The sequence below is a fragment of the Enterococcus spodopteracolus genome (assembly GCF_030441955.1).
In the GTDB taxonomy this organism is placed as follows: Bacteria; Bacillota; Bacilli; order Lactobacillales; family Enterococcaceae; genus Enterococcus_B; species Enterococcus_B spodopteracolus.
In genome coordinates this window covers 68,102-90,169 of sequence record NZ_JARJHD010000003.1, presented here as the reverse complement: position 1 = coordinate 90,169, position 22,068 = coordinate 68,102, and the positions used below count along the sequence as shown (strand labels likewise).

General features: G+C 38.6%; 22 protein-coding genes and 1 other annotated feature. Of the genes, 12 read left to right on the top strand and 10 right to left on the bottom strand.

All coding sequences use genetic code 11. The features are described from left to right. Window positions 1-2: 2 nt before the first annotated feature. Window positions 3-980 (bottom strand): diphosphomevalonate decarboxylase, encoded by a 978-nt coding sequence (mvaD, locus tag P3R27_RS05475; protein ID WP_034689174.1) that lies wholly within the window; start codon window positions 978-980, stop codon window positions 3-5. After that, window positions 973-1,920, bottom strand: coding sequence for a mevalonate kinase (gene mvk / locus P3R27_RS05470; RefSeq protein WP_284592240.1), 948 nt, complete (start codon window positions 1,918-1,920; stop codon window positions 973-975). The genes mvaD and mvk overlap by 8 nt, the downstream gene beginning before the upstream one ends. A 296-nt stretch (window positions 1,921-2,216) precedes the next feature. Here mvk and P3R27_RS05465 point away from each other — a divergent pair, with 296 nt between their 5' ends. After that, the gene (locus P3R27_RS05465; protein ID WP_034689169.1) at window positions 2,217-2,873 is read left to right on the top strand and encodes a deoxynucleoside kinase; all 657 of its coding nucleotides are present in this window, start codon (window positions 2,217-2,219) and stop codon (window positions 2,871-2,873) included. A gap of 132 nt (window positions 2,874-3,005) precedes the next feature. Here the strand turns inward: P3R27_RS05465 and P3R27_RS05460 are convergent, their stop codons facing one another. Continuing rightward, a complete protein-coding gene (locus P3R27_RS05460) occupies window positions 3,006-4,367 on the bottom strand; it encodes a lytic polysaccharide monooxygenase (protein WP_301355128.1) in 1,362 nt (453 codons plus the stop codon). Window positions 4,368-5,330: 963 nt separating this feature from the next. Beyond that, window positions 5,331-5,460 (top strand) — a sequence feature (ribosomal protein L20 leader region). 43 nt (window positions 5,461-5,503) lie between these two features. Between P3R27_RS05460 and infC the strand changes: the two genes are divergently transcribed. The 7 genes from infC (at window position 5,504) to P3R27_RS05425 (ending at window position 13,484) form a co-directional block, all read left to right on the top strand. Then, on the top strand, window positions 5,504-6,028 hold the full coding sequence (gene infC / locus P3R27_RS05455; RefSeq protein WP_010736567.1) for a translation initiation factor IF-3: 525 nt from the start codon (window positions 5,504-5,506) through the stop codon (window positions 6,026-6,028). A 71-nt stretch (window positions 6,029-6,099) separates the two neighbouring features. Further along, window positions 6,100-6,300 (top strand): 50S ribosomal protein L35, encoded by a 201-nt coding sequence (rpmI, locus tag P3R27_RS05450; RefSeq protein ID WP_010736566.1) that lies wholly within the window; start codon window positions 6,100-6,102, stop codon window positions 6,298-6,300. A gap of 53 nt (window positions 6,301-6,353) precedes the next feature. Continuing rightward, on the top strand, window positions 6,354-6,713 hold the full coding sequence (gene rplT, locus P3R27_RS05445; protein WP_019723984.1) for a 50S ribosomal protein L20: 360 nt from the start codon (window positions 6,354-6,356) through the stop codon (window positions 6,711-6,713). A 469-nt stretch (window positions 6,714-7,182) separates the two neighbouring features. Further along, entirely contained in the window at window positions 7,183-9,003 is a 1,821-nt protein-coding gene (locus tag P3R27_RS05440) for a DUF3329 domain-containing protein (RefSeq protein ID WP_301357265.1), read from the top strand. Between the two features lie 359 nt (window positions 9,004-9,362). After that, a complete protein-coding gene (locus P3R27_RS05435; protein ID WP_034689163.1) occupies window positions 9,363-10,703 on the top strand; it encodes a hypothetical protein in 1,341 nt (446 codons plus the stop codon). A 32-nt stretch (window positions 10,704-10,735) separates the two neighbouring features. Further along, window positions 10,736-12,865, top strand: a complete 2,130-nt coding sequence (locus P3R27_RS05430) for a hydantoinase/oxoprolinase family protein (protein WP_034689161.1) — start codon at window positions 10,736-10,738, stop codon at window positions 12,863-12,865. Continuing rightward, window positions 12,840-13,484, top strand: a complete 645-nt coding sequence (locus P3R27_RS05425; protein WP_301357266.1) for a hypothetical protein — start codon at window positions 12,840-12,842, stop codon at window positions 13,482-13,484. Before P3R27_RS05430 ends, P3R27_RS05425 begins: the two co-directional genes overlap by 26 nt. 70 nt (window positions 13,485-13,554) lie before the next feature. Here P3R27_RS05425 and P3R27_RS05420 read toward each other — a convergent pair whose 3' ends face one another. From P3R27_RS05420 to P3R27_RS05405, 4 genes are all read right to left on the bottom strand, one after another. Beyond that, the gene (locus tag P3R27_RS05420; protein ID WP_034689156.1) at window positions 13,555-14,229 is read right to left on the bottom strand and encodes a GntR family transcriptional regulator; all 675 of its coding nucleotides are present in this window, start codon (window positions 14,227-14,229) and stop codon (window positions 13,555-13,557) included. A gap of 183 nt (window positions 14,230-14,412) precedes the next feature. Next, window positions 14,413-14,580 carry a hypothetical protein gene (locus P3R27_RS05415; RefSeq protein ID WP_019723404.1) on the bottom strand — a complete coding sequence of 56 codons (168 nt, stop codon included), beginning with the start codon at window positions 14,578-14,580 and terminating at the stop codon, window positions 14,413-14,415. 64 nt (window positions 14,581-14,644) lie between these two features. Further along, entirely contained in the window at window positions 14,645-15,115 is a 471-nt protein-coding gene (locus P3R27_RS05410; RefSeq protein WP_301357268.1) for an acyl-CoA thioesterase, read from the bottom strand. Window positions 15,116-15,132: 17 nt separating this feature from the next. Then, window positions 15,133-15,957 carry an NAD(P)H-hydrate dehydratase gene (locus P3R27_RS05405; protein ID WP_301357269.1) on the bottom strand — a complete coding sequence of 275 codons (825 nt, stop codon included), beginning with the start codon at window positions 15,955-15,957 and terminating at the stop codon, window positions 15,133-15,135. Window positions 15,958-16,099: 142 nt separating this feature from the next. Here P3R27_RS05405 and pepV point away from each other — a divergent pair, with 142 nt between their 5' ends. The 3 genes from pepV to P3R27_RS05390 all read left to right on the top strand — a co-directional run bounded on the left by pepV (window position 16,100) and on the right by P3R27_RS05390 (window position 18,411). Further along, on the top strand, window positions 16,100-17,518 hold the full coding sequence (pepV, locus tag P3R27_RS05400; RefSeq protein ID WP_301357270.1) for a dipeptidase PepV: 1,419 nt from the start codon (window positions 16,100-16,102) through the stop codon (window positions 17,516-17,518). 413 nt (window positions 17,519-17,931) lie between these two features. Next, on the top strand, window positions 17,932-18,090 hold the full coding sequence (locus tag P3R27_RS05395; RefSeq protein ID WP_164546235.1) for a hypothetical protein: 159 nt from the start codon (window positions 17,932-17,934) through the stop codon (window positions 18,088-18,090). A 135-nt stretch (window positions 18,091-18,225) separates the two neighbouring features. Beyond that, window positions 18,226-18,411, top strand: coding sequence for a hypothetical protein (locus P3R27_RS05390; protein WP_034689148.1), 186 nt, complete (start codon window positions 18,226-18,228; stop codon window positions 18,409-18,411). Window positions 18,412-18,525: 114 nt separating this feature from the next. Here the strand turns inward: P3R27_RS05390 and P3R27_RS05385 are convergent, their stop codons facing one another. Beyond that, window positions 18,526-18,906 carry a PH domain-containing protein gene (locus P3R27_RS05385; RefSeq protein WP_010736533.1) on the bottom strand — a complete coding sequence of 127 codons (381 nt, stop codon included), beginning with the start codon at window positions 18,904-18,906 and terminating at the stop codon, window positions 18,526-18,528. A 213-nt stretch (window positions 18,907-19,119) separates the two neighbouring features. Here P3R27_RS05385 and P3R27_RS05380 point away from each other — a divergent pair, with 213 nt between their 5' ends. Continuing rightward, on the top strand, window positions 19,120-20,577 hold the full coding sequence (locus P3R27_RS05380) for an NAD-dependent succinate-semialdehyde dehydrogenase (RefSeq protein WP_301357293.1): 1,458 nt from the start codon (window positions 19,120-19,122) through the stop codon (window positions 20,575-20,577). Between the two features lie 37 nt (window positions 20,578-20,614). Here the strand turns inward: P3R27_RS05380 and P3R27_RS05375 are convergent, their stop codons facing one another. Next, window positions 20,615-21,574: a glycosyltransferase family 2 protein gene (locus P3R27_RS05375; RefSeq protein ID WP_034689143.1), complete on the bottom strand. Its 960-nt coding sequence runs from the start codon at window positions 21,572-21,574 to the stop codon at window positions 20,615-20,617. 138 nt (window positions 21,575-21,712) lie between these two features. Then, window positions 21,713-22,063 carry a PepSY domain-containing protein gene (locus P3R27_RS05370; RefSeq protein ID WP_034689140.1) on the bottom strand — a complete coding sequence of 117 codons (351 nt, stop codon included), beginning with the start codon at window positions 22,061-22,063 and terminating at the stop codon, window positions 21,713-21,715. Window positions 22,064-22,068: the final 5 nt, after the last annotated feature.

The window sequence follows — 22,068 nt, the reverse complement described above, 5'->3', positions numbered from 1 at the left end:
CTTTATTCAATAATCGTGATTCCTTGCCCAGCATGAGCAAGAATCACTTGCTGACGGCTAAATAATTCAATGAATTTTTCTTGAACTGCCGTTTGATTTTTCTTTTCAACTAACACTTTGACATTTGGCCCCGCATCCATGGTGAAATAGCAAGGGATTCCTGAAGCACGTAGTTCACGAACTGCTTGCATCGCCTTCAGACTATCCGGAGACCAGTAGGTGAAGGGTGGATTAGCCGCTAACGTGGTGCCGTGCATTTTTAACCCATTTCGCTCCATGATTTCACCCATTCTTTGGAACGATTTTTCAGCGATTGCTTGTTTCAGCTCCCGTAGATCTGTTTCGACTGAATCAAGCCACCCTTGATAAAAATGCGAAGTTTCCACTGTTCGACGCATCCCATCACGACTAGATACATCTTTTTGTTGATCATTGATCAATACAAATACCATGGCGAGTTCGTCTTCAAATCCATTAGAAGAGATTTGTTGCGCATATGAAGTTTGGTCATCATGCCCTTTTTCCCATTCCACGAAGCCACCAAAAATACTACGACAAGCAGAGCCAGAGCCGCGACGAGCCAATCTGGACAAGGCTTGTTTATCCAATTCGAGTCCTAGGGCTTCATTACAGGCGCCAGCTAACGCAGCTAGACCGCTTGCAGAGGAAGCTAACCCTGCGGCTGTTGGAACAAAGTTATGGCTGATCACTTTTGCGCGTTTGTTGGTATTCGCTTGTATGCGTACAAGATCAAGGAAGTGACTGATTTTTTTGGTGGCTGCTTCTGTTTGTAATTCATGATCTAAATAAAACAGATCATCTGTGAACGAATCTGAAAAAATCACTTCGGTTTCTGTATAGAAAGCATCGAGTGTGAGAGATAAACTGTTGTTCATCGGAAGAATCAATTCTTCATTTTTTTTGCCCCAATATTTGATCAAGGCGATATTTGTATAAGCACGGGCTTTACTACTAAGCATAGGTATGTACTCCTAATCCTTGAATCCAAGTTTCAGCTGCGCCTGCTTGTATTAGTGCGTGGCTGATTTCTTGAGCTTCTGTTTTTGTTTGTGCTAAGGCAATCATACATCCACCACGTCCGCCACCGGTCAATTTTGCACCTAAAGCGCCAGCAGCAAGTGCGGTAGCGATCAGAGTATCTAAAAAGTCATTACTGATCGTCAAACTTTTTAGAATGCGCTGGGCATCATTCATTGCTTCAGCTAGTTTTTCTGGTGAATTGTCGATAATTGCTTTTTTAGCTTGTTTCGTCAAGTATCCTAGTTGTTGGATTTTTTGTCCAGTTTTCTGCGCATCTTTCTCAAAAAGGTGTGCGACATCTTTCACCGCTGCACGTGTTTGTCCTTTGATTCCCGTATCAGCGACAATCAAGAAAGCATCGACATTCAACGCAAAATAATCAAAAGGATGGCCTTTTGTAAAATAAATCGGTTCGAATCCACTTGTTGCGGCAGCATCGATTCCACTGGGGTTTCCATGTGCGATTTTTTCAGAAACTTGCACATGTGCCAATAATTGTTCTCGTGATAATGGCAACTCATAGGCGGAATAAAAAGCTCGTGTGATCGCAGTGGCTACGGCTGCACTGGAACCCATCCCACGTTCTGCAGGGATGGTGCTTTCAATCGTTAAACGCAAGGTGTCTTGCACATGGTAGTGAGTTTTCAGACCAGCAATCAGCTGTTTGATATTATTCAACGCATGTGGTGCATCATGTAAATTTCCTATATAGTAGGAAGAAATAAGTTGATCTTTATTGAATGATTGGAGTGCTTCAAGTGTAGCTGTTACTTTTGTTGCATAAAACGGAAAGGCAATGGCAGGCTCGCCGTAAACGACAGCATGCTCACCCATTAAAATCAGTTTTCCACTCGATTCCCCTTGGCCATGAATTGCCATAATACAACTCCTTCTTTTCCTCTAAGAGTAGCTTTTTAACAAAAAATAAAGCGCCTATTACTATGTGCGCAATGTTTGTCCAAAAAAACAGTCCTTCTTTATTTTACTAAAACCAGTCAAGAAGTAAAATAAAGAATACGATTTCTCGATAAAAAACGTGATTTTCTTAATAAAATTTTGATTTTTCATAGGAAAGAATCTTGTTGATTTCGTTTGACACCACAAGATATTGGGGTTATATTTAGAAATATGAGAAAAAAACACTGTATTTAGTGGGAGAAGTGAGCTGGAGGGAAATGAGTGTGATTGTTTTAGCAGGAACGATAGGAGCAGGGAAATCAAGCTTAACAAAAATGATTGCTGACCATTTTAAGAGTCAGGCATTTTACGAATCAATCGATGACAACGAAGTATTGCCTTTGTTTTATGCAAACCCTGAACAATATGCGTTTTTATTGCAAATTTATTTTTTGAATAAGCGATTTGCAAGCATCAAGCAAGCGATGCAAGAGGATAACAATGTGTTAGATCGTTCGATCTATGAAGATTCATTATTATTTCATTTAAATGCAGATCTTGGTCGAGCGACAGCAACAGAAGTCCAAGTCTACGATGAATTATTGGCGAACATGATGGAAGAATTGCCCTATGCGGCATCGAAAAAACATCCCGATCTATTGGTTCATATTCGCGTATCTTTTTCAACCATGTTAGAACGGATCGAAAAAAGAGGACGGGCATATGAGCAACTTTCTTTTGATCCTAGTCTCTATGAGTATTATCAAGAATTGAATCGCCGTTATGATGAATGGTATGAAGCTTATAGTGAAAGTCCTAAGCTTCAAATCGACGGGGACTGCTTGAACTTTGTGGAAGATGAAGCAGCTAGAGTGCAAGTGTTACAAATGATTGAAGAAAAACTAACGGAGATCCGCGAAGAAATCAGCGTATAAAAAAATGTTCTGACTTAAATGGAACTTTGAATTGTCCAAATAAAAAATCACAAAAAAGAGGCAACCACAAATGAGTGATTGCCTCTTGCTTATTTCAATCGCTGTTTAGTCGAACAAAGGGGAGTGAGTGATTTATTTAGGATAGAATAATGAGTGAGCAATTCCTGGTGCCCAGTTTGTATCACCGTAGTTCAAGTGAGACTGCCAAGTAATGTAAGTCACACCGTTGTGTACAACTTCTTCACCGGCTGTATAAGACACAGGTGAGAAGAAGCTTCCTACTGTCCATTGACGTCCAGTAACGACTTCACCGCCACCGTTTTCATCGCGATCAGTTGTGATTGTTAATGTGTTACTTGCATCTGAAACATCGCCTTCATTGCTGATTGCGCGAATGACAAATGAGTATTGCGTTTCAGGAGTTAGACCTTCTACTTCAAAAACAGTTTCAGCAGTTGAACCAATCAACTCGCCATTACGGAAGATATCATACTGTTTGATTCCTTTCGAGTGTGTTGAAGCTCCCCACATCAATGAAACGCTTGAGCTTGTTTGACCCATTGAATGTAAGTTTCTAGGTGCAGTCGGTTTTTCTTCTGCCGTTTCAGATAAAGTTGTTACAGATAAAGATGTTCTTTCAGAAACTAATCCTGTTTGGCCTACTGCCTCGATTTCGTATGTGTATGTAGTTTCCGCAGTTAAGTTTTGATCGCTGAAATCTGGTGAAGCTGTATTTCCTAATAATTGACCGTCACGGTAAACGTTGAATGATGAAGCATTTGCTTGTCCATCCCAAGTCAATTGAACAGTTGAAGAAGTCACGTCAGTTGCACGAACATTACGTGGTGCTGTAGGTGCTACTGGAATTACCGAGTCACCTTTCAAGTTTACGTCGATTACTTGATAGAATGCCATTGCTGTATCGTGGACATCCCAAACAGCTAAAACAACATGGTAACCAAGACGGTCGCTAGGAATATTCACTGAGTGTGATGGGTTGGTTGCAGCTTGAGCGCCACCATGGTTGATCGTTGTTAACAATTCAAAATCGCTACGATTTAATTGATCATTTGGATTCCAATCAGCTTTTGTGATGTAGTAATGCCATTTAGTTGTAGGGTGAGTTGCGGTATAGCGCCAAGTGAATGTGTTAGGACCTGTGTTTAAGTCTTGTTTTGTCCACATTGTCGCAGTTTGACGGTCCAAGTTGAAGTTGTTTCCAACAGCACCGCCTGCAGAAGCGATTTGTCCGTCAGCAGGACCTGCTGATGGAAATCCTTTTGGCGCTTCTAAAGATTGTGGTTCATAAATCACAGGACCGTATTTTGCTAATGCTGCATCATGATTGATTGAGCGATCGCGGCTTCCTTGGTATGAACGACTGATCGGTGATTGTACATAACCGTGAGCTGAAGTGTCTTGTCCTCCAATAGATAAACCTACTCCTACTAAAATGCTAGAGCATAGAACTGTTGCTAAAATTTGTTTTTTCATGTTTCCCTCCATAGATAAAATGATAATTTAGATAACTAATAAGGTCGATGAGTATGACTCGTTCGATGTGCTTCGTTGTTATCTTTATGTAATACTATCAGAGAATTTTACTATTGAATAATCTGTTTATACCAGATATTAGGTAAATTTGGGACTTGACACCAAATTGGAAAATAATTATTGGAAATATGAATAAATATTGCTTTTAGAGATGTTTTTGTTGTGTTTTTTATTGATTATTTGTTTTTTTATTCTGTATATAAAAAATAACAAACAATTTTTTTCTAAATGAGGTAGCTTAGCTGATCATTCATAGTTGTTTTTTCATGGTTATTCACATATATACCTTTTCGTTGGTTGTTTTAATCTCTTTTTATGGATGCAACCAGCAATTTTTTGCTCTTAGATTATGTTAGGCGTGTTTCACCTAATTATCGAAAAAAACGATTTAGAATCTCGTTAATTTAGATACAAGAATTTCGAGGTTGTTAAATAAATATCTCAAGCAATTCTCTCTATTTTTATGTAAATAAGATTTAGGCAACGTATATCAAAAGATGAGTTTCGTAATTAGTGTTATCTGAAATTAAGGTTAAAAAAAGAAGAGTTACGAATTAGTTTATAACGATGTGCAGGTGAAAACATAGTAGGAACATAGAAAATAAGATGTGCTGTAACGTTGTTTTTAAGGTTTTCAGCAACTTTTTTGGAATGAAGAAATGAATGATTTGATCAGATTTTATTTTTATTCTTTTAAAACGAAAGAAACAAAACGATATAAAACGATATAAAACGTAAATGAGGTAGTAGCAAAGGAGGCACGTATTCGATTGGTGAGAAGCAGAGCAACAAAAATGTCCAATTGCTGAGTTGCATGAGATGAATCACTGCTATGAGCAAATAGAAAAAAGTGGAAAAATGATTGACAAAAAGAAATGGATTTGGTATGATAATTAAGTTGAGAAATAAAAGCAGAAGCACCCGCTTCTCGCCTTAGTTGATACAGTCACTGGGCTAGATAGTTTTCATCTATATGTAGTATAGGTGGAGTACGTGCGGGTTCTATCAAAAGAACTCGTTTTTTTATTGCCGTTCATTCGGTAAGCTTTTCTTTCTCTCATAATATTTGGAGGTGAATGACCATAGCAAAGGATATGATGGTTAACGACGGCATTCGTGCACGTGAATTACGATTGATCGGTTCAGATGGTGAGCAATTAGGAGTTAAGTCAAAAGCAGAAGCATTGCAAATTGCAGAACAATCAAACTTGGATCTTGTGTTAGTTGCTCCAGGTGCGAAACCACCAGTAGCGCGAATCATGGACTACGGAAAATACCGTTTCGAGCAACAAAAGAAAGACCGCGAAGCGCGTAAAAAACAAAAAGTGATCAATGTAAAAGAAGTTCGTTTAAGTCCAACAATTGATTTGAATGACTTCAATACAAAACTTCGTAATGCACGTAAGTTCTTAGAGAAAGGCGATAAAGTGAAAGCTTCTATCCGTTTCAAAGGCCGTGCCATTACCCACAAAGAAATTGGTCAAAAAGTCTTGGATCGCTTAGCTGAAGAAACTGCTGATATTGCAACAGTGGAACAAAAAGCGAAAATGGACGGACGCAGCATGTTCTTGACGCTGGCACCGAAAAACGACAGTAAGTAATTTGAATGACTAACTGATTGTTGGACAGTCAATAGTCGGATAACGAAAGATTTTGAGGAGGAAATATAGTCATGCCAAAACAAAAAACACACCGCGGATCAGCAAAACGTTTCAAACGTACTGGTAAAGGCGGATTGAAACGCTTCCGTGCGTTTACAAGTCACCGTTTCCACGGCAAAACTAAAAAACAACGCCGTCAATTACGTAAAGCGCGCATGGTTTCTAGTGGCGATTTCAAACGTATTCGTCAACAACTAGCAAAAATGAAATAAGAACGTAAAATAACTGAAATTTAAAGATTTATTTTTATTAGGAGGAATTATACATGGCACGTGTAAAAGGTGGAACAGTAACTCGTAAACGTCGCAAAAAAATGCTGAAATTAGCAAAAGGTTACTACGGTTCAAAACACACTTTATTTAAAACAGCAAAAGAACAAGTAATGAATTCATACAACTACGCATATCGCGATCGTCGTCAAAAGAAACGCGACTTCCGCAAATTGTGGATCGCTCGTATCAACGCAGCGGCTCGTATGAATGGCTTAAGCTACTCAAAATTGATGCACGGTTTGAAATTAGCTGAAATCGACATCAACCGCAAAATGTTAGCTGACTTGGCTGTCCATGATGCAGCAGCATTTACTGCATTAGCTGACCAAGCAAAAGACGCTTTAGCTAAATAAGCAACTAGCGTAAAACCCACCTTTATTGTGTGGGTTTTTTATTTTGTTTCGGAAATTGTCCTAACATATTTGTACTCTCCTTGTATCTATCAAATAGTAAAAGACTTTTCTTTTTTTCAGCTGTGGGATCTTCATTATTGTATGATTTGATTTTAATACTAAATTTTAATTAGGATTTATCTTGAATAATCCAGTGGTTTTGATAAATTCCTTGTAGAATCAAGTAAAAAGATTCGCGTAGATTTGTTCCTGTTGATTCCTCGTAAATTTTCTTTATTGTCAATAAATATTACTTTCATGGTAAATTACATTTTTATTTAAAGGTATAAAAGGATTTTGATATCAATATAAAAAAATGATGAATAGTATAATTTGATTTGAGGGCATCCAATGATTTGAAATCTTGTAATAATGTTATAATAATATCCATAAGTAATCACTTAAATAACTGTTGGAAGGGAAGAACAAAATGAATCGAATAATCGATAGTATCTGTAAGCATAAAAAGATGATTGTGATAGTTTCTGTTTACGTAGTCATGGTCATCTTGAATTTTTTAACGCCATTGATTGCAGATGATATTGAATACATGTACAAAACAACCAGTTTTTCAACTATTCTCCATGACGAATATATGCAATATATGAATTGGACAGGTCGGTCAGTGGTCCATATCATTGCGCGTTTATTTTTATTGATGCCAAAAATCGTATTCAATTTTATGAATCCATTGATTTATGTTTTACTAACCATTTTGATCTATAAAATATCAACTAAAGATAATGAGAATTTTTATGTGTTTAAATATTTAATAATCAATTTGTTGATTTGGCTATTTGTCCCAACTTTCGGACAAACGATCTTATGGGAGACTGGAGCTTCGAATTATCTATGGGGTGGCATCATCATTATTAGTTTCCTTTCTATGTATCACCGCTATTATACAAAAGGTCGAGAACTACCATTCAGTCAACCATTGCAAATTATTATTATGACAGTTTTAGGGATACTTGCCGGATGGTGTAATGAAAATACATCTGGTGGAGCGATTCTTGTTGTTTTAGGATATATCTATTTTATCTATAAAGAGAAAAGACCGATCAAGGTATGGTTGCTTTCAGGTTTAGGTGGAGCAATCTTTGGATTATTAATGATGGTTGCGGCTCCTGGGAATGCGATACGAGCTACGTACTTTGACCGTAGTACATGGTCATTTGCTCGTAAGTTATATACTGGTGTTTTTGGGATTACACGAACTCTTTATGAAAACAGTTTGCAATTATTTGTTTTAGCGGCTATTTTAATTGCATTAGGTATTATTTTTAACCATCATAAAAACTGGTTCCGACTTTCATATTTATATATTCTTGCCGGACTAGCAACTATCTATGTGTTATCTCTTTCGCCAACTGGACTTAACTGGGGGCGGTCATTCTTTGGTGGCGCATTGTATATTATTATTGCGATGTTAATCGAATGGCCAAATAAATTAACGAAGACAATAGCTGGAAATTTTTATAGTGTGATCAGCTCAATTCTCATTGTTCAATTTTTATTTTCCTTTGTCTTAGGTGTGCAAGGGATCGTTCAGTCTTATCGTGATATCAACGAACAATATAGGTATGTAGAGAACCAGAAAAAGCAAGGGAATCTAAATCCTTTGCTCGCTGATTTCAATGCAAATGAAGGGATGCCCTATCCAGCATATTCTAGCGCACTGTCACACGTTGGAGCGAACATAGACTCTCAGATCAACCGTTCAAATGCTAAATATTTTGGCTTAGAGACGATTCGATTGGTTTCTAAAAATGCTTGGAATTCGATTTATAAAAATGGTGATCCAACGTTGATGAATATTTGGGATTATCAGGAATATCTAAAAGAATTAGAAGACTCAGATTATACAGTTCTGATTGCTGGTTCAGGTAAGTCCCAACAAATGAGTGAAGCTTTAGCAGTGAAAATAGCAAAACTTTTACCGGATCTTGATTTACAGAAGTTTACTCATAATTGGAATTTTACTGGTATTCGTCAAGAGAATCAGACTCCTATTCTTTCGCAAAATGAAAATTATAATGAAGTTAATCAAAAACTTACTGATAAGAACATCTCAATGCTTTCTAGTTTTACGCCTTATGAGGAGCAACAATTTTCTAGAATTAAAATCGACGGCGTCGAGGTATCAAGAAATAAAACAGGTGTCAACATTATTGTGCTATCCAAAAACGGTCAGATCATGGATGCGGTAAACATCGCTTCAAATGAACAAGGAGTGACCGTTTCAAGATAAATATAAGATTCGAAGCAAAATACATCTAAGCTTGCTTAGATGTGTTTTTTTATATCTATCAAACTTCAATAAAATTTCTGTTATGTACAAATAAATTGAAATAACCAAATAGATAAAGTGCATGATATTTTTTTGAAAAGAAAGGTGACCATAGCTCATTTTTTATCTTAGATAATGAATCTGTGTATATAGTTATCTGACTGAAATGTTTTTTGAAAAGACATTTCAGTAGCTCGTAATGAATCTTTTTTAATCATATGTACTTATTCTGTCGTTAACATTTAATGAAAGCGATTTCTCTGTAAGGTAGAATGAATCAACTGATATATCAGTGAGATGAAATAGAATGGAGTGAGTCTATGAGCGAAATGATTATTGGCATGTTGTTGATTTTGTCGTTCTTTTTTATGGTTTGGTATTGTGTCAAAGGACTTAATTTGATGGTTGGTTTAGCGATCATGGCGACAATTTGGATGGGATTGGCGCTGATTGGTAATTTTTTCTCACCGAATGCCGCAATGGAAGGACAGTCAGTCATTGATGTGTTGACCCATGTATATGCTACTGGTCCAGCGGAATATGCGAAATCGATTTTAGTGAATGTATTTTTTGGTGCTTTTTTTGGACGAGTATTGGTAGATAGTGGGATAGCAGCTACATTGATTCGAAAAGTCGTAGAGCTTGGCGGTGATAAACCGCGGATCACGATGAGCCTTTTATGTCTTGTAACGTCAATTATTTTTATGTCGATGACTGGGATTGGCCCAGTGATTTCAATTGCGGTGATCGTTTTACCGATTTTGATGTCGTTAGGAATTGCTGCACCTGTTGCTCTATTTGCATTCATGGGTTCGATTATGGCAGGGATCTTTGCAAATATTGTCAATTTCAAGCAATACCAAACGATCTATGCAGGGTTTAATGCTGCGGCTGAAAATTATACATACAATGATTACTTTCAAATCGGAATGATTGGCATGATCGTAAGTTTAGTGATCGTTCTACTTGTAGCTAATATATCAATGAACCCAAAGAAACGCTATGCAATGGCAGCTGAACTTCCGCGAGAAGGTGGGGAAGCGCCAATGATTTCTTGGTTGACAGTCGTTATCCCTGTGTTGGGAGTAGTGTTATTAGAAATTCCGATTATTCTTGGTTTCATGTTGGCAGGGATCTGGGCGTTGCTGTTTACTGGGAAATTACGTGGTGGATACAAGGATATCTGCCGACAATTCGCAAAATTATTTACAGATGGAGCAACAGATGTAGCACCGATGGTTGGCTTTTTGATGACTTTAGCAATGTTCAATAATTCGGCGGTATATGCTTCTTCTTATTTCTCTGCGATTTTGGGAGACTTTATTCCCCAGACACCTGTTGTGTTGGCAATTGCCTTTGCATGGTTGACGCCTCTAGGTTTTTTCCGTGGTCCGTTGAGTCTAGTCGGTTCGGGATCAGCGATTTTGGCAGTCGTTTTAGCAGTTAATCCGACAATGCCCGTGGCCTTCTTATTTCCGCTATTTGCGACGACGACCATTGCGCCACAGCATTTAGATATCACGCAATCCTGGATCGCATGGGGATTAGGGTATACAAAGGTTTCCTCTCGTGAATTCATGAAAAAATCGATTCCGACAGGGTGGGCGATCGGTGTGATCGTCTGTATCTTGACGTTGATCCTTTATGGTAATTTTCGATAGATATAGCAAGTAAAAAATTTGGAGGATGCAAAATGAAACGTGCAGTAAGAATGGGCATTGATGTAGGCGGTACCCATACAAAAGCAGTCGCAATCGACAATGCGACACATGAAATCATCGGTAAATCATCTGTTAAAACAACGCATCACCATCCAGAGGGTGTAGCTGCAGGGGTCGTACAATCGTTCCAAAATTGTTTGCAAGAAAATCAGATCAGCCCCGAGGATGTTGTTTTTGTCGCGCATTCTACAACTCAAGCAACGAATGCCTTGATTGAAGGAGATGTGGCAAAAGTAGGAGTGATCGGAATGGCTAAGGGAGGGTTCGAAGGTTTTTTGGCAAAAAGACAAACTCGATTAGCACCGATTGATTTAGGGAATAATCGAAAAATAGACATTGCAAATGTGTTCTTGCCAATCAAACAATTGACAAATGAACGAGTGTTAGAGACGATTGCTACACTTAAAAAAGAACAGGCGGAAGTTTTAGTTTCTTCCATGGCTTTTGGCGTAGATAATAGTGAACCAGAACAAGTCATCTATTCACTTGCTTCGGAACAAGGGATACCAACAACGATGGCTTCTGAAATCACAAAGCTTTATGGTTTGACGAGACGCACACGAACGGCAGCGATCAATGCCTCGATTTTGCCTAAAATGTTAGAAACAGCGACATTAACTGAACGTTCCGTTCGAGCTGCCGGTGTCAATGTTTCTTTGATGATTATGCGTGGTGATGGTGGTGTAATGGAAATTGCTGAAATGAAGAAGCGACCAGTATTAACGATGCTTTCAGGTCCAGCTGCCTCTGTCATGGGTTCTTTGATGTATTTACGTGCCTCGAATGGTGTGTATTTTGAAGTCGGAGGGACAACGACAAATATTGGTGTTATTAGAAATGGGCGCCCAGCCATCGATTACTCAGTGGTCGGCGGTCATGCGACCTATATTTCATCGTTAGATGTTCGTGTCTTAGGTGTGGCTGGTGGTTCAATGGTTCGGGCAGATCGCACAGGGATCCTTGACGTGGGACCACGTTCAGCCCATATTGCTGGATTGGATTATGCTGTATTCACACCGATTGAAAAAATCGATCAACCGAAAATCGTTTTTTTCTCACCCATTGAGGGAGATCCGGCTGATTATGTCAAAGTGATTTTGGCAGACGGAAAAGAGGTCACTATTACCAATACATGTGCAGCAAATGTTCTTGGGCTTGTCCAAGAAGAACACTTTTCTTATGGTGATCCACAAGCCGCAAGAAAAGCCATAGAAGCTTTAGCAGCTTATTGTCAGACTTCTGTGGAAGATATCGCTGAGCAAATCATGGCAAAAGCTTATGCCAAAATCGAACCAGTGATTTTGGAACTGGCAGAAAAATATCAATTGGAAAAAGAGCAAATCTCCTTGGTTGGGGTAGGAGGTGGAGCAGCGTCCTTGATTACTTATTTTAGTCAGAACATGGGTGTTAAGTATTCAATACCAGAAAATGCGGAAGTGATCTCATCTATCGGTGTGGCATTAGCGATGGTGAGAGATGTGGTAGAACGGATCATTCCTTCTCCAAGTAAAGAAGAGATTCGAGGATTGAAAAATGAAGCGATGAATAAAGCAATCGAATCTGGCGCTACACCAGAATCGATAGAAGTCCATGTTGAAATTGATCCACAGACGTCGAAAGTGACGGCAATTGCTACAGGTTCAACGGAAGTCAAAGCGACTGATTTAACAAAGCAGATCAGTGAAACAGAGGCGTTGACATTAGCTGCAGAAGATTTACGGATGTCTCTCAAAGATGTTCGTTTATTAGCGAATACTGACTACTTCTATGTGGTTGGGGAAAATAGTCCAGAACATTCAATCGGCGCATTACGGATCATCAACCAAAAAGGATTCATCAAAGTTCAAAGAGGGTATGCAAAATGTCTGAAAACTACAGCTGAACAGTATCTCTCCGCTGTCCAACAATTATGGGAAGAACTTGCGGTCTATCAGACTGAGCTGATTGCTCGACCGGAATTTTATCTATGTATCGGCGCGCGTGTCGCAGATTTTTCAGCGACAGAATTTGAACAACTACAACTCTTGATGGAGTTAGAAATCGCGATGTTGGATCCAGCGGAAGAAGTGATCGTGATTGCGGGAAATATCAAGCAAAAGTAAACTAGATGAGTTGATTTTAGAATTAATGACGATTTCTGATCAACAGTGGTGTGATTATCAATTTAAACGAGAGATTTTAGTAGGGAAACTCTCACTTTCTGAGCAACGAGCGTGGGGAGAACTGGCGAGACAATGTGGAGAAAGGTTAGCAGAAGTGATTTATCGAAAGTACCGTACAAAAAATATTCATGCGCTTTGTCGTACATTAAATGTCGCTATCTCCTATGGAGAAACAGCATGGCGGGATGATCGTTTGACACTCGCCACTTACGATGAAACAACGGGGATCTGTTTAATGACAGAACCAATCCAGAAGTTTGAACAGGAAAAGATCACTGCTCTCCCACTGGAACAAGTGGCTTCTTTGATTTTAGCTCATGAATTATATCATCATCTTGAAACATGCGATCCTACATTGTATACCCAACAGAAAACTGTAGAACTATGGCGATTTTTTGGGTATCGTCATCAGTCTAAGATCCGAACATTGAGTGAGATTGCAGCGATGAGCTTTTCGGAGAAGTTGAATAACGTAGGATTTTCACCATATGTGTTAGAAGTCGCTATGATTTGGCCGTATGATCCCCTACTCTGTGAGCGACTTGTTCAGTCATTGTAAATCTATTTGAATAAGGCAAAAGAAGGCGCAAACGTTCCTAAAAATTGCGGAGCGTTCCGCCTCTTTTGAATCATCCTTCAGAGGATGCTTCAAAATAATTCGGATAATGAAGGATCACTTGTTCTTGTTCCTCAATGATCATATGGAGGTGAAGGTTACAAAGAAAGCCCACTTCATCAAGTGCGTGTTCTTTCATGGCTCTCAATAAGATTTGATGTTCATCTAATACACGGCCCCAATCTAATTCAGAAATCGTCAAACGCAACCAACGGAAACGATCTAAGTGAGTGCTATAGCTTTCAAGCCAAGGCCATATTTCTTCTTTCCCCGCGACTTTGTAACACATTTGGTGAAAGGCTTTATCCAAAAGAAAAAAGGTTTTTTTGTCTTGTGCCAAGATGGCTTGATCCGTCTGTTCTAAAATCATCTCCAAACGTTGCTGAGCGGTATCGTTCATTTTAGCACTGCACTCTTGTAAAATTGGTTGTTCTAATTTTTCTCGCATGTAACGTGCCAAGTCTGCGGAACGTATGTCGATTTTTGAGATATATGTACCGGATTGAGGAATTGTTTTGATCAATTCCTGATTTCTAAGTTGGATCAATGCTTCTCGAATCGGCGTGCGTCCAATCGTTAGTTGTTCTTCTAAGATTCTGTCGGAAATCTTACTCCCTGGAGCTAATTCAGAATAGATGATTTGTTGTCTGATGGCTTCGTATGCTTGTTGTTGCAAATTGTTCCCCATAGAACACCCCTTTCAAAAAGTTATATCCAGTATAGCATATCCTTTACTGGGAACAGAATAAGGGAGGAAGCAATATGAACAGCGAACGGAAACACAAAAATAGAGCCGCAAACAATTGGTTTGTCGACTCTTTTCAATACATATCCATAGTGCGAACATCTCATCCTTTCACGAAAGCAACAGTCAATCTGGGCGAACTTCCTGTAGTTGTTTGACACGACCACCGATTTGATTGGCAAAGGTTTCTGATTCTTTTTTGTCTTTGAAGACAAGCAAGTTTTCCGGGTTTTTTTCACGTGTGCGACAGCCAGTTTTATCAATATAACCGTGTAGTACTTTCACGACATACATCATAATCACCTGCTTTTTTTCTTTCCATTATACAAATCGGGGGTTAAAAGGCAAGAATAAACACTTATTTTTTCTTTTCTTTTCTTTCTGTTGCAGAATCAGGGGCTGCGTCGATGTTTGCATAAGTTTTAAACAGACTATCCAAGCTAGGGTTGAAACGGCTTAGTTTGACTAAACGTTGATTTTCTGCCAGTAAGAAACAGTGCTGGCTTGTACCGGTCGTCCGTAAACGCTGATCGTCTGTGTCGTAAATCTCATAACGGAAATTCAAGCGTGTGCCTGTGTAACTTTCAATAATCGGTTGGATCAAAATTTTGTCCCCATAACGGATCATCTCTTTGTATTCGCAACTTACACCTAGTACAGGGATGATGATGCCTTGTTCTTCTATTTTCTTGTAACTAAAATCCAAGTGTTCTAACAACGCAACACGTGCTTCTTCGAACCAGCGGATATAGTTGCTGTGGTGAATGATACCCATTTGATCGGTTTCATAATAAAAAGGCTCTCTAAGGTAGCCAGTATATTTTTCCATTGTTATGCTCCTTCTTATCATTGACTAAAATAATGCATCCATTTTGGGATGTACTGACTGATTTGAGTCGGTAAAACGACATACTGCTCTTTTGCTAATTGGTCGCCGATAAAGCTATGCAAATAGACAGCAGCACTGATCGTTTGGTCATTTTTGGGAAACTGAGCTAAAAAACCAGCAATCATGCCAGCTAACGTATCGCCCATACCACCTGTTGCCATAGCTGGTGAACCTGCTGTATTGTAATAGATGCCATTTTGCCCATAGATCGTTGTTTGATGACTTTTTAAAACAAGAGATGCCCCTAATGCTTGTTGCTTCTGCTGATTATTCTCTTCAGATTGCTCATCTAAATGCAATCCACTGACGCGTTGCCATTCTATTTGATGGGGTGTGAGAACGGTATGCTCTGGGTAGGGAAGCTCCAGTGAATGCGTAGCAAGTAGTGTCAGGGCAGAACCATCAATGACTAACCATTGTTTTTCTGTTTGATTTGTCACGACAAATTGCAGAAGTTCAAGGCTTTGTTGGTTAGTTCCTAATCCCGGACCAATCAGTAAGACATCGGCCTCTTCAAAAGCCGAATGCCATGTTTCTTTGTTTGTCCAATCCCCCACCATTGCCTCTGGTAAATGACTATGGACGGCCACATGATTATTAGGATCTGTTACAACAGTTGTCAAGCCAGCCCCACTATGGACAGCTGCTAAAGCGCTCATGATGATCGCACCGCCAAACTGTTCATTTCCGCCAATCAGTACGACTTTTCCATACGTACCTTTATGGGATTTCACAGAACGAGGAGTAATGACTTGTTGGAGTAATCGTTCATTTAATTCCATGAGAAAACCTCCTTTATTTCATTATAGCCCATAATATTTAGAGAAAAAACTGTTTCGTTTATCTGTTGTCTGATTTTTTAAACAATTTGTCTGATTTATGTTATGATGAACTCGTAGACTGAATGAGTGGAGGAGTAACTTTATGACAATCAATTGGCAAAAAGAAGTCGAAGCACGTAAAGAAGACTTGCTTGAAGACTTAAAAAATCTTTTACGCGTAAGTAGTGAACGTGATGATTCACAAGCAACTTCAGATGCACCATTTGGACCTGGGCCTCGTGACGCATTGAAACACATGCTTGCTTATGGTGAACGTGATGGCTTCGTTGTAAAAAACGTGGACAATTACGCAGGACACATCGATCTAGGTGAAGGAGACGAAACCTTAGGAATCTTTGGGCATATGGATGTGGTGCCTGCTGGCGATGGTTGGGATACTGATCCTTACGAACCAGTGATCAAAGACGGAAAAATCTTTGCTCGTGGGTCAAGTGATGACAAAGGACCAAGTATGGCTGCCTACTATGCGATGAAAATCATCAAAGATCTAGATTTAGAATTATCGAAAAAAGTTCGCTTTGTCGTAGGTAGTGACGAAGAAAGTGGTTGGGCAGATATGGCTTACTACTTTGAACATGAAGAAGAACCTGATTTCGGTTTCTCACCAGATGCGGAATTCCCGATCATCAACGGAGAAAAAGGTAATGTTTCTTTCGCATTCCGTTTTAAAGGCGATAATGCCGGTGACTATGTATTGAAATCATTTACGTCAGGTTTACGTGAAAACATGGTGCCAGGAACAGCGACTGCAAAAATTGAAGTACCAAGCGCAGATGCAGCAGTTGCTTTAGAAAAGGCATTCTATGAATTTATTGAAGCAAACCCAATCAACGGTTCGATCGAAGCAGAGCATACATTTGTTACGCTCAACGTAGTCGGAAAAGGGGCACATGGCGCAAGCCCACAATCTGGGATCAATGCCGGCTCTTTCTTAGCGAGCTTCCTCGATGATTATGAATTTATTGGTGCAGCTAAACAATTCATCCATGTGGTAGCTACTTACGTCCATGAAGACTTTTATGGTGAGAAATTAGGCGTTGCCCACGAAGATGAAAAAATGGGTAAACTAACAATGAATGCTGGATTGTTTGCGTTTAAAGAAAATGGTTCAGAAGACGATAACTATATCAACATGAACTTCCGTTTTCCTAAAGGCACAACCACAGATGAACTAGAAAGTAAACTGAACAAAACAGTAGCAGACGAAGGTGCATCAGTTACTCGTGGTGCCCGTGTAATGGAACCACATTATGTACCAATGGATGATCCGTTGGTCGAAACATTATTACAAGTCTACGAAGATCATACCGGCGAAAAAGGCTACGAACAAATCATCGGTGGTGGGACATACGGACGCTTATTAAAACGCGGTGTTGCGTATGGCGCAATGTTCCCAGGCTACACTGATACAATGCACCAAGCAAATGAATTTATGAGTCTAGATGACTTGTTCCGTGCTACAGCGATTTATGCAGATGCTATCTATCGTTTGGCAAAATAAATCATCTTTATTCTTACTGCAACATTCATTGCAAAAGTCAGAAATAGTTGTACGCCTATCTTAGATATAACATGATAAAATCAATAGGTAACAAATGACAAAGACTTGAGTGATACCTGGCCTTCAGAGAATTGGGCTTCTCTGAAGGCTTTTTTGTGGACGGATCCGTTACCAACAAACAAGATGATAAGCTGAGTGTATTTGCGTGATTAAGTGGATATATGTAGTTTTTAGTACTTTTTTTATTTGTAAAGAGTAATATTATTTCATTTTATTAATGTTTACAAGCGACTATCCAACAGTAATTTTTCTCTTTATAGTGTGGAGGAAATACTTTTTTTATTTTCAAAAAAAAATTCGTTCATTTTTTCGACATTTATCCAATAGAATAATTACTAAAGGAGGGAATTACGATGGCACACGAAACATTGGAAGGGCTTAGAGAAAGAAAAGAACGTAAATTAGCATCAGTTAAAGAGCAAGCATTAAATGAAGTCGATAGAAGTAAAGAAGTATTACACAGTGGTGATTCTCAGACTATTGGGCAAAGCGAAAAAAATAAAGAGCGATAAATTTTCAAAAATCTAGAATATGAATAGAAGATACTTGAACGTCCCACCATCCTATTCGATTGATACTACTTTCTAGGTTTGTATGGTTACAGTGAATCTTAGAAATCAAACTTCTTCAAAAGAAAGGAGAGCGTGATGAGAGAAAAAGATCTAGAAAAGTTAAAAGAGAAAAGAAGACAAAAAATCGAGGATATCAAACAACGTTCTTTTACAGAAATCAATAAAATCAAAGAGAAAAATATGAAGAAATTTAAACCAGACAAAATGGATTTTAAAGAAAAAAGAGCGAATCATCAAAAAAATGAAGGCCGTGTACTATAAAATTTTAAATCTTTAGGAAGAGTTTTGCATAAGTCGTCAACAATGAAAAATCAGCCTCCACACCCAAATTTATTCAAGTTTTGGATATGGAGGTTCTTTGTGATGATTGTAAGTTTAAGATAAAACAGCTGCTGCAAGTGCCTGTTGTACGGCGATGATATTCTTATCTTTTCTAAATTGTAACGATTCAGCGGGCAATTCTGCGCTAGAGATCCAAATTTTCAATTCGGCATCTAAATCAAAATGCCCACTTGTTTCAATCGAAAAACGTGAAATCGAACGGTAAGGGATCGATTTATATTCGCTTTTTTTACCGGTCATTCCTTGTTTATCGACGATAATCATCCGACGGTCGGTAAAAATAATCAAATCACGTACTAATTTGAACGCTAACTCTACCTGTTCCATTGGAATCAGGATTTCTTGAACTTCTCTTGTGATATTGGTTGTATCTTTTTGGGTAGCATTTCCCATCAAGCCATCAAATAGTCCCATAAAAACACTCCTTTAGTCGTAGGATAAAATTATAGTGATACTCTATTTCATTGTAATAAAGGTTTTGAATGAACGATCAATTTATTCTTCAAAAGAACGAAAAAATTGAAGATGTAGGTCTGAGTGGGATAGATTCACGCTAAACAGATGGTTTGAGCTTTGACTTTATTAGTGTTACGGTTGTTATGTAATTAAGAATAGAGGAGGAAAACTATGGGGAAATATGATTTACCGCAAGTAGAAACTCATCTTTATATTAATGGCAAATGGCTTGAAGGCTCTGAAGGAACACTTGATGTCGTCAATCCAGCAACTGGGGAAACATTAGCAAGCGTTCAACAAGGTGGCGAAAAAGAGACAAAAGAAGCAATCAAAGCTGCCAATAAGGCATTCGTGGATTGGTCAAGAACAGCACCAAGCGAACGAGCAAAATTAATGAATAAAATGGCTGATCTTGTAGAAGAAGACAGTGAACGTTTAGCAAAAATCATGACGATGGAACAAGGGAAACCGCTCGCTCAAGCAACTGCAGAAATCCAAACAAATGTCGAGAACCTTCGCTGGAATGCAGCGCAAGGTCAACGGATCATGGGAGAAATCATTCCTTCACCTGAAGGGAAACAATGGCAAGCACGTAAACAACCAATCGGTGTCGTCGGTGCCATCACACCATGGAATTTTCCTTCTAACATGATCATTCGTAAAATCTCACCAGCAATCGCCGCAGGATGTACGGTTATTTTAAAACCAGCAAAATCAACACCTTTATCAGCACTTGCGCTGATGGAACTATTCCACAAAGCTGGCTTTCCAGATGGTGTCGTAAATATCGTCATGGGTGATTCCTCCACAATCGGGAAGATTTTATCTGAATCGGATGATATTCAAAAAATCACATTCACAGGCTCAACAGAAGTCGGACAAATTCTAAATGAACAAGCAGCACCTACCTTGAAAAAAGTATCCATGGAGCTAGGTGGACATGCGCCATTTATTATTTTTCCAGATGCTGATGTAGAATTAGCAGTCGATACATTGATCAAAACGAAATTTATCAACAATGGACAAGTATGTACGTCACCAAATCGAATTTTTATCCATAAAGAAATCAAAGAACAAGCAACAAAATTGATTGTGGAAAAAATCAGAGAAGTGACTGTTGGAAATGGATTAGACGATCCAACTACGGGGCCATTGATCAATGAAGAAGGCGTAAAAAAAGTTGAAGAACAACTAGAAGATGCAGTAGCTAAAGGAGCAGAAATTTTGGCTGGCGGTCATCGTCTAACGGACGGAGAATATGCAAATGGCTTCTTCTTTGAACCGACAGTATTAGATGGCGTGAAAAAGGAAATGGATATTTTCTACAATGAAACATTTGGACCAGTGATTCCAATCATTACGTTTGAAGACGAAGAACAAGTAATCAAAGATGCCAATGATACGATTTTTGGTTTAGCATCGTATTTCTTTGCGACAAATATCCATACGATCAACAATGTAAGCAATAAATTGCAATATGGCATGGTAGGCGTCAATGACACGGCCATTTCAAATTCTGCGACGCCATTTGGGGGAGTCAAACATTCAGGATTTGGCCGTGAGAACGGAACTTTTGGGGTAGAGGAATATGTCGAAGTGAAGTTTGTGACGATTGCATCAGAGAAATAAATGATAAGATAAAAAGAAGAGGGATGATTGCATAAAATCATCTCTCTTCTTTTTTATTTTGGTGATACTCATGATAAACATGATAGAGGTTCAGTTCGTACTCTTTCTTTGCATTTGTAACGACTGTATCTAAAATCATACCGGTAACTAGTGAAAGTAAAGCTAGGATCATCAATCCTGTACTTAATATGGCTGAAGGGACTTTAGTAATAAAGCTGGTCAACATAAACTCCCGAATGACAGGAATCCCAGTGAACAGACCAGCTAAAAAGAAAATGACTGTCCAGATATTGAAAAATAGGATAGGTTTATAATCTTTACACATTTTAATAATCATCATAATGACTTTAAAGCCATCAGAAAAGGTATTCAATTTTGATTCGCTACCTTCTGGGCGATCACGGTAATCAATAGGGAGCTCAACTAATTTGAATTTTTTATCTAAGGCATGAATGGTCAATTCCGTTTCGATTTGGAATCCCGCACTCATAATCGGAAAACTTTTGACAAAAATACGATTAAATCCGCGATAGCCAGTCATCACGTCTCTTATTTTTGTTTTATATAAACGAGTGATCGTATTTTTAACTAAATTATTGCCAAAATCATGGAAGGCGCGTTTATTTTCTTCAAAGTAAGTGCCATTAGAAAGACGATCGCCAATAACCATATCCGCTTCGCCAGAACGTAATTTTTCTAAAAGTCCATGTACGGCTTCGGCTGGATATGTATCATCTCCGTCTACCATCAAATAATAATCAGCATCAATGTCAAAAAACATTTGACGTATAACATTTCCTTTACCTTGACGAGGTTCTTTTTTTACAATAGCACCCGCTGCAACTGCTAAATCGTAGGTGTGATCCGTTGAGTTATTGTCGTATACATAAATATCTGCTTCTGGTAACTCTCGTTTAAAGTCGGCAATGACTGTGGGAATCGTTGCTTCTTCATTATAACAAGGAATCAGGACAGCAATTTTTTCTGTGTGATTCATTTTTCACTCTCCTAAATAAATTGAAAAAGTTTAAACTAAGCATAACCTATCATGTACGTTTATACCAGTTTTTACACAAAAAAAGAAGCCCTTATCCATAGGAAAGCCTATTTCTAAGAGAATCTTTTAAAAATGAAATCAAGCATCTGTTCCTTTTTTTCTAGAAATATCTAAAACAGTACCAGTATAGGCATCTGCTAAAAATTCATAATAGACGATTTCCCCATCTTCTATGCGAGAAATCCCACCACGATAAGCTTTTGAATGGATTGCAAATTTACGTGTCGGTTCTTTCTCAAAAGAGATCCAGGAACCTTCAATCGAGCCTTCGTCTAAAAATGCTTCTTTGATGGTAGCTAAGACTTCATCAGCGGACATCGTTTTGTTACGGTTGTACCATAGTGCAGTTGCCACGCCACTTAATAATCCTAAACCAAGTCCGACAGCTAAACCACCTTTGAAATAGGCCTGTTCACTTTCTTCATACATACTGC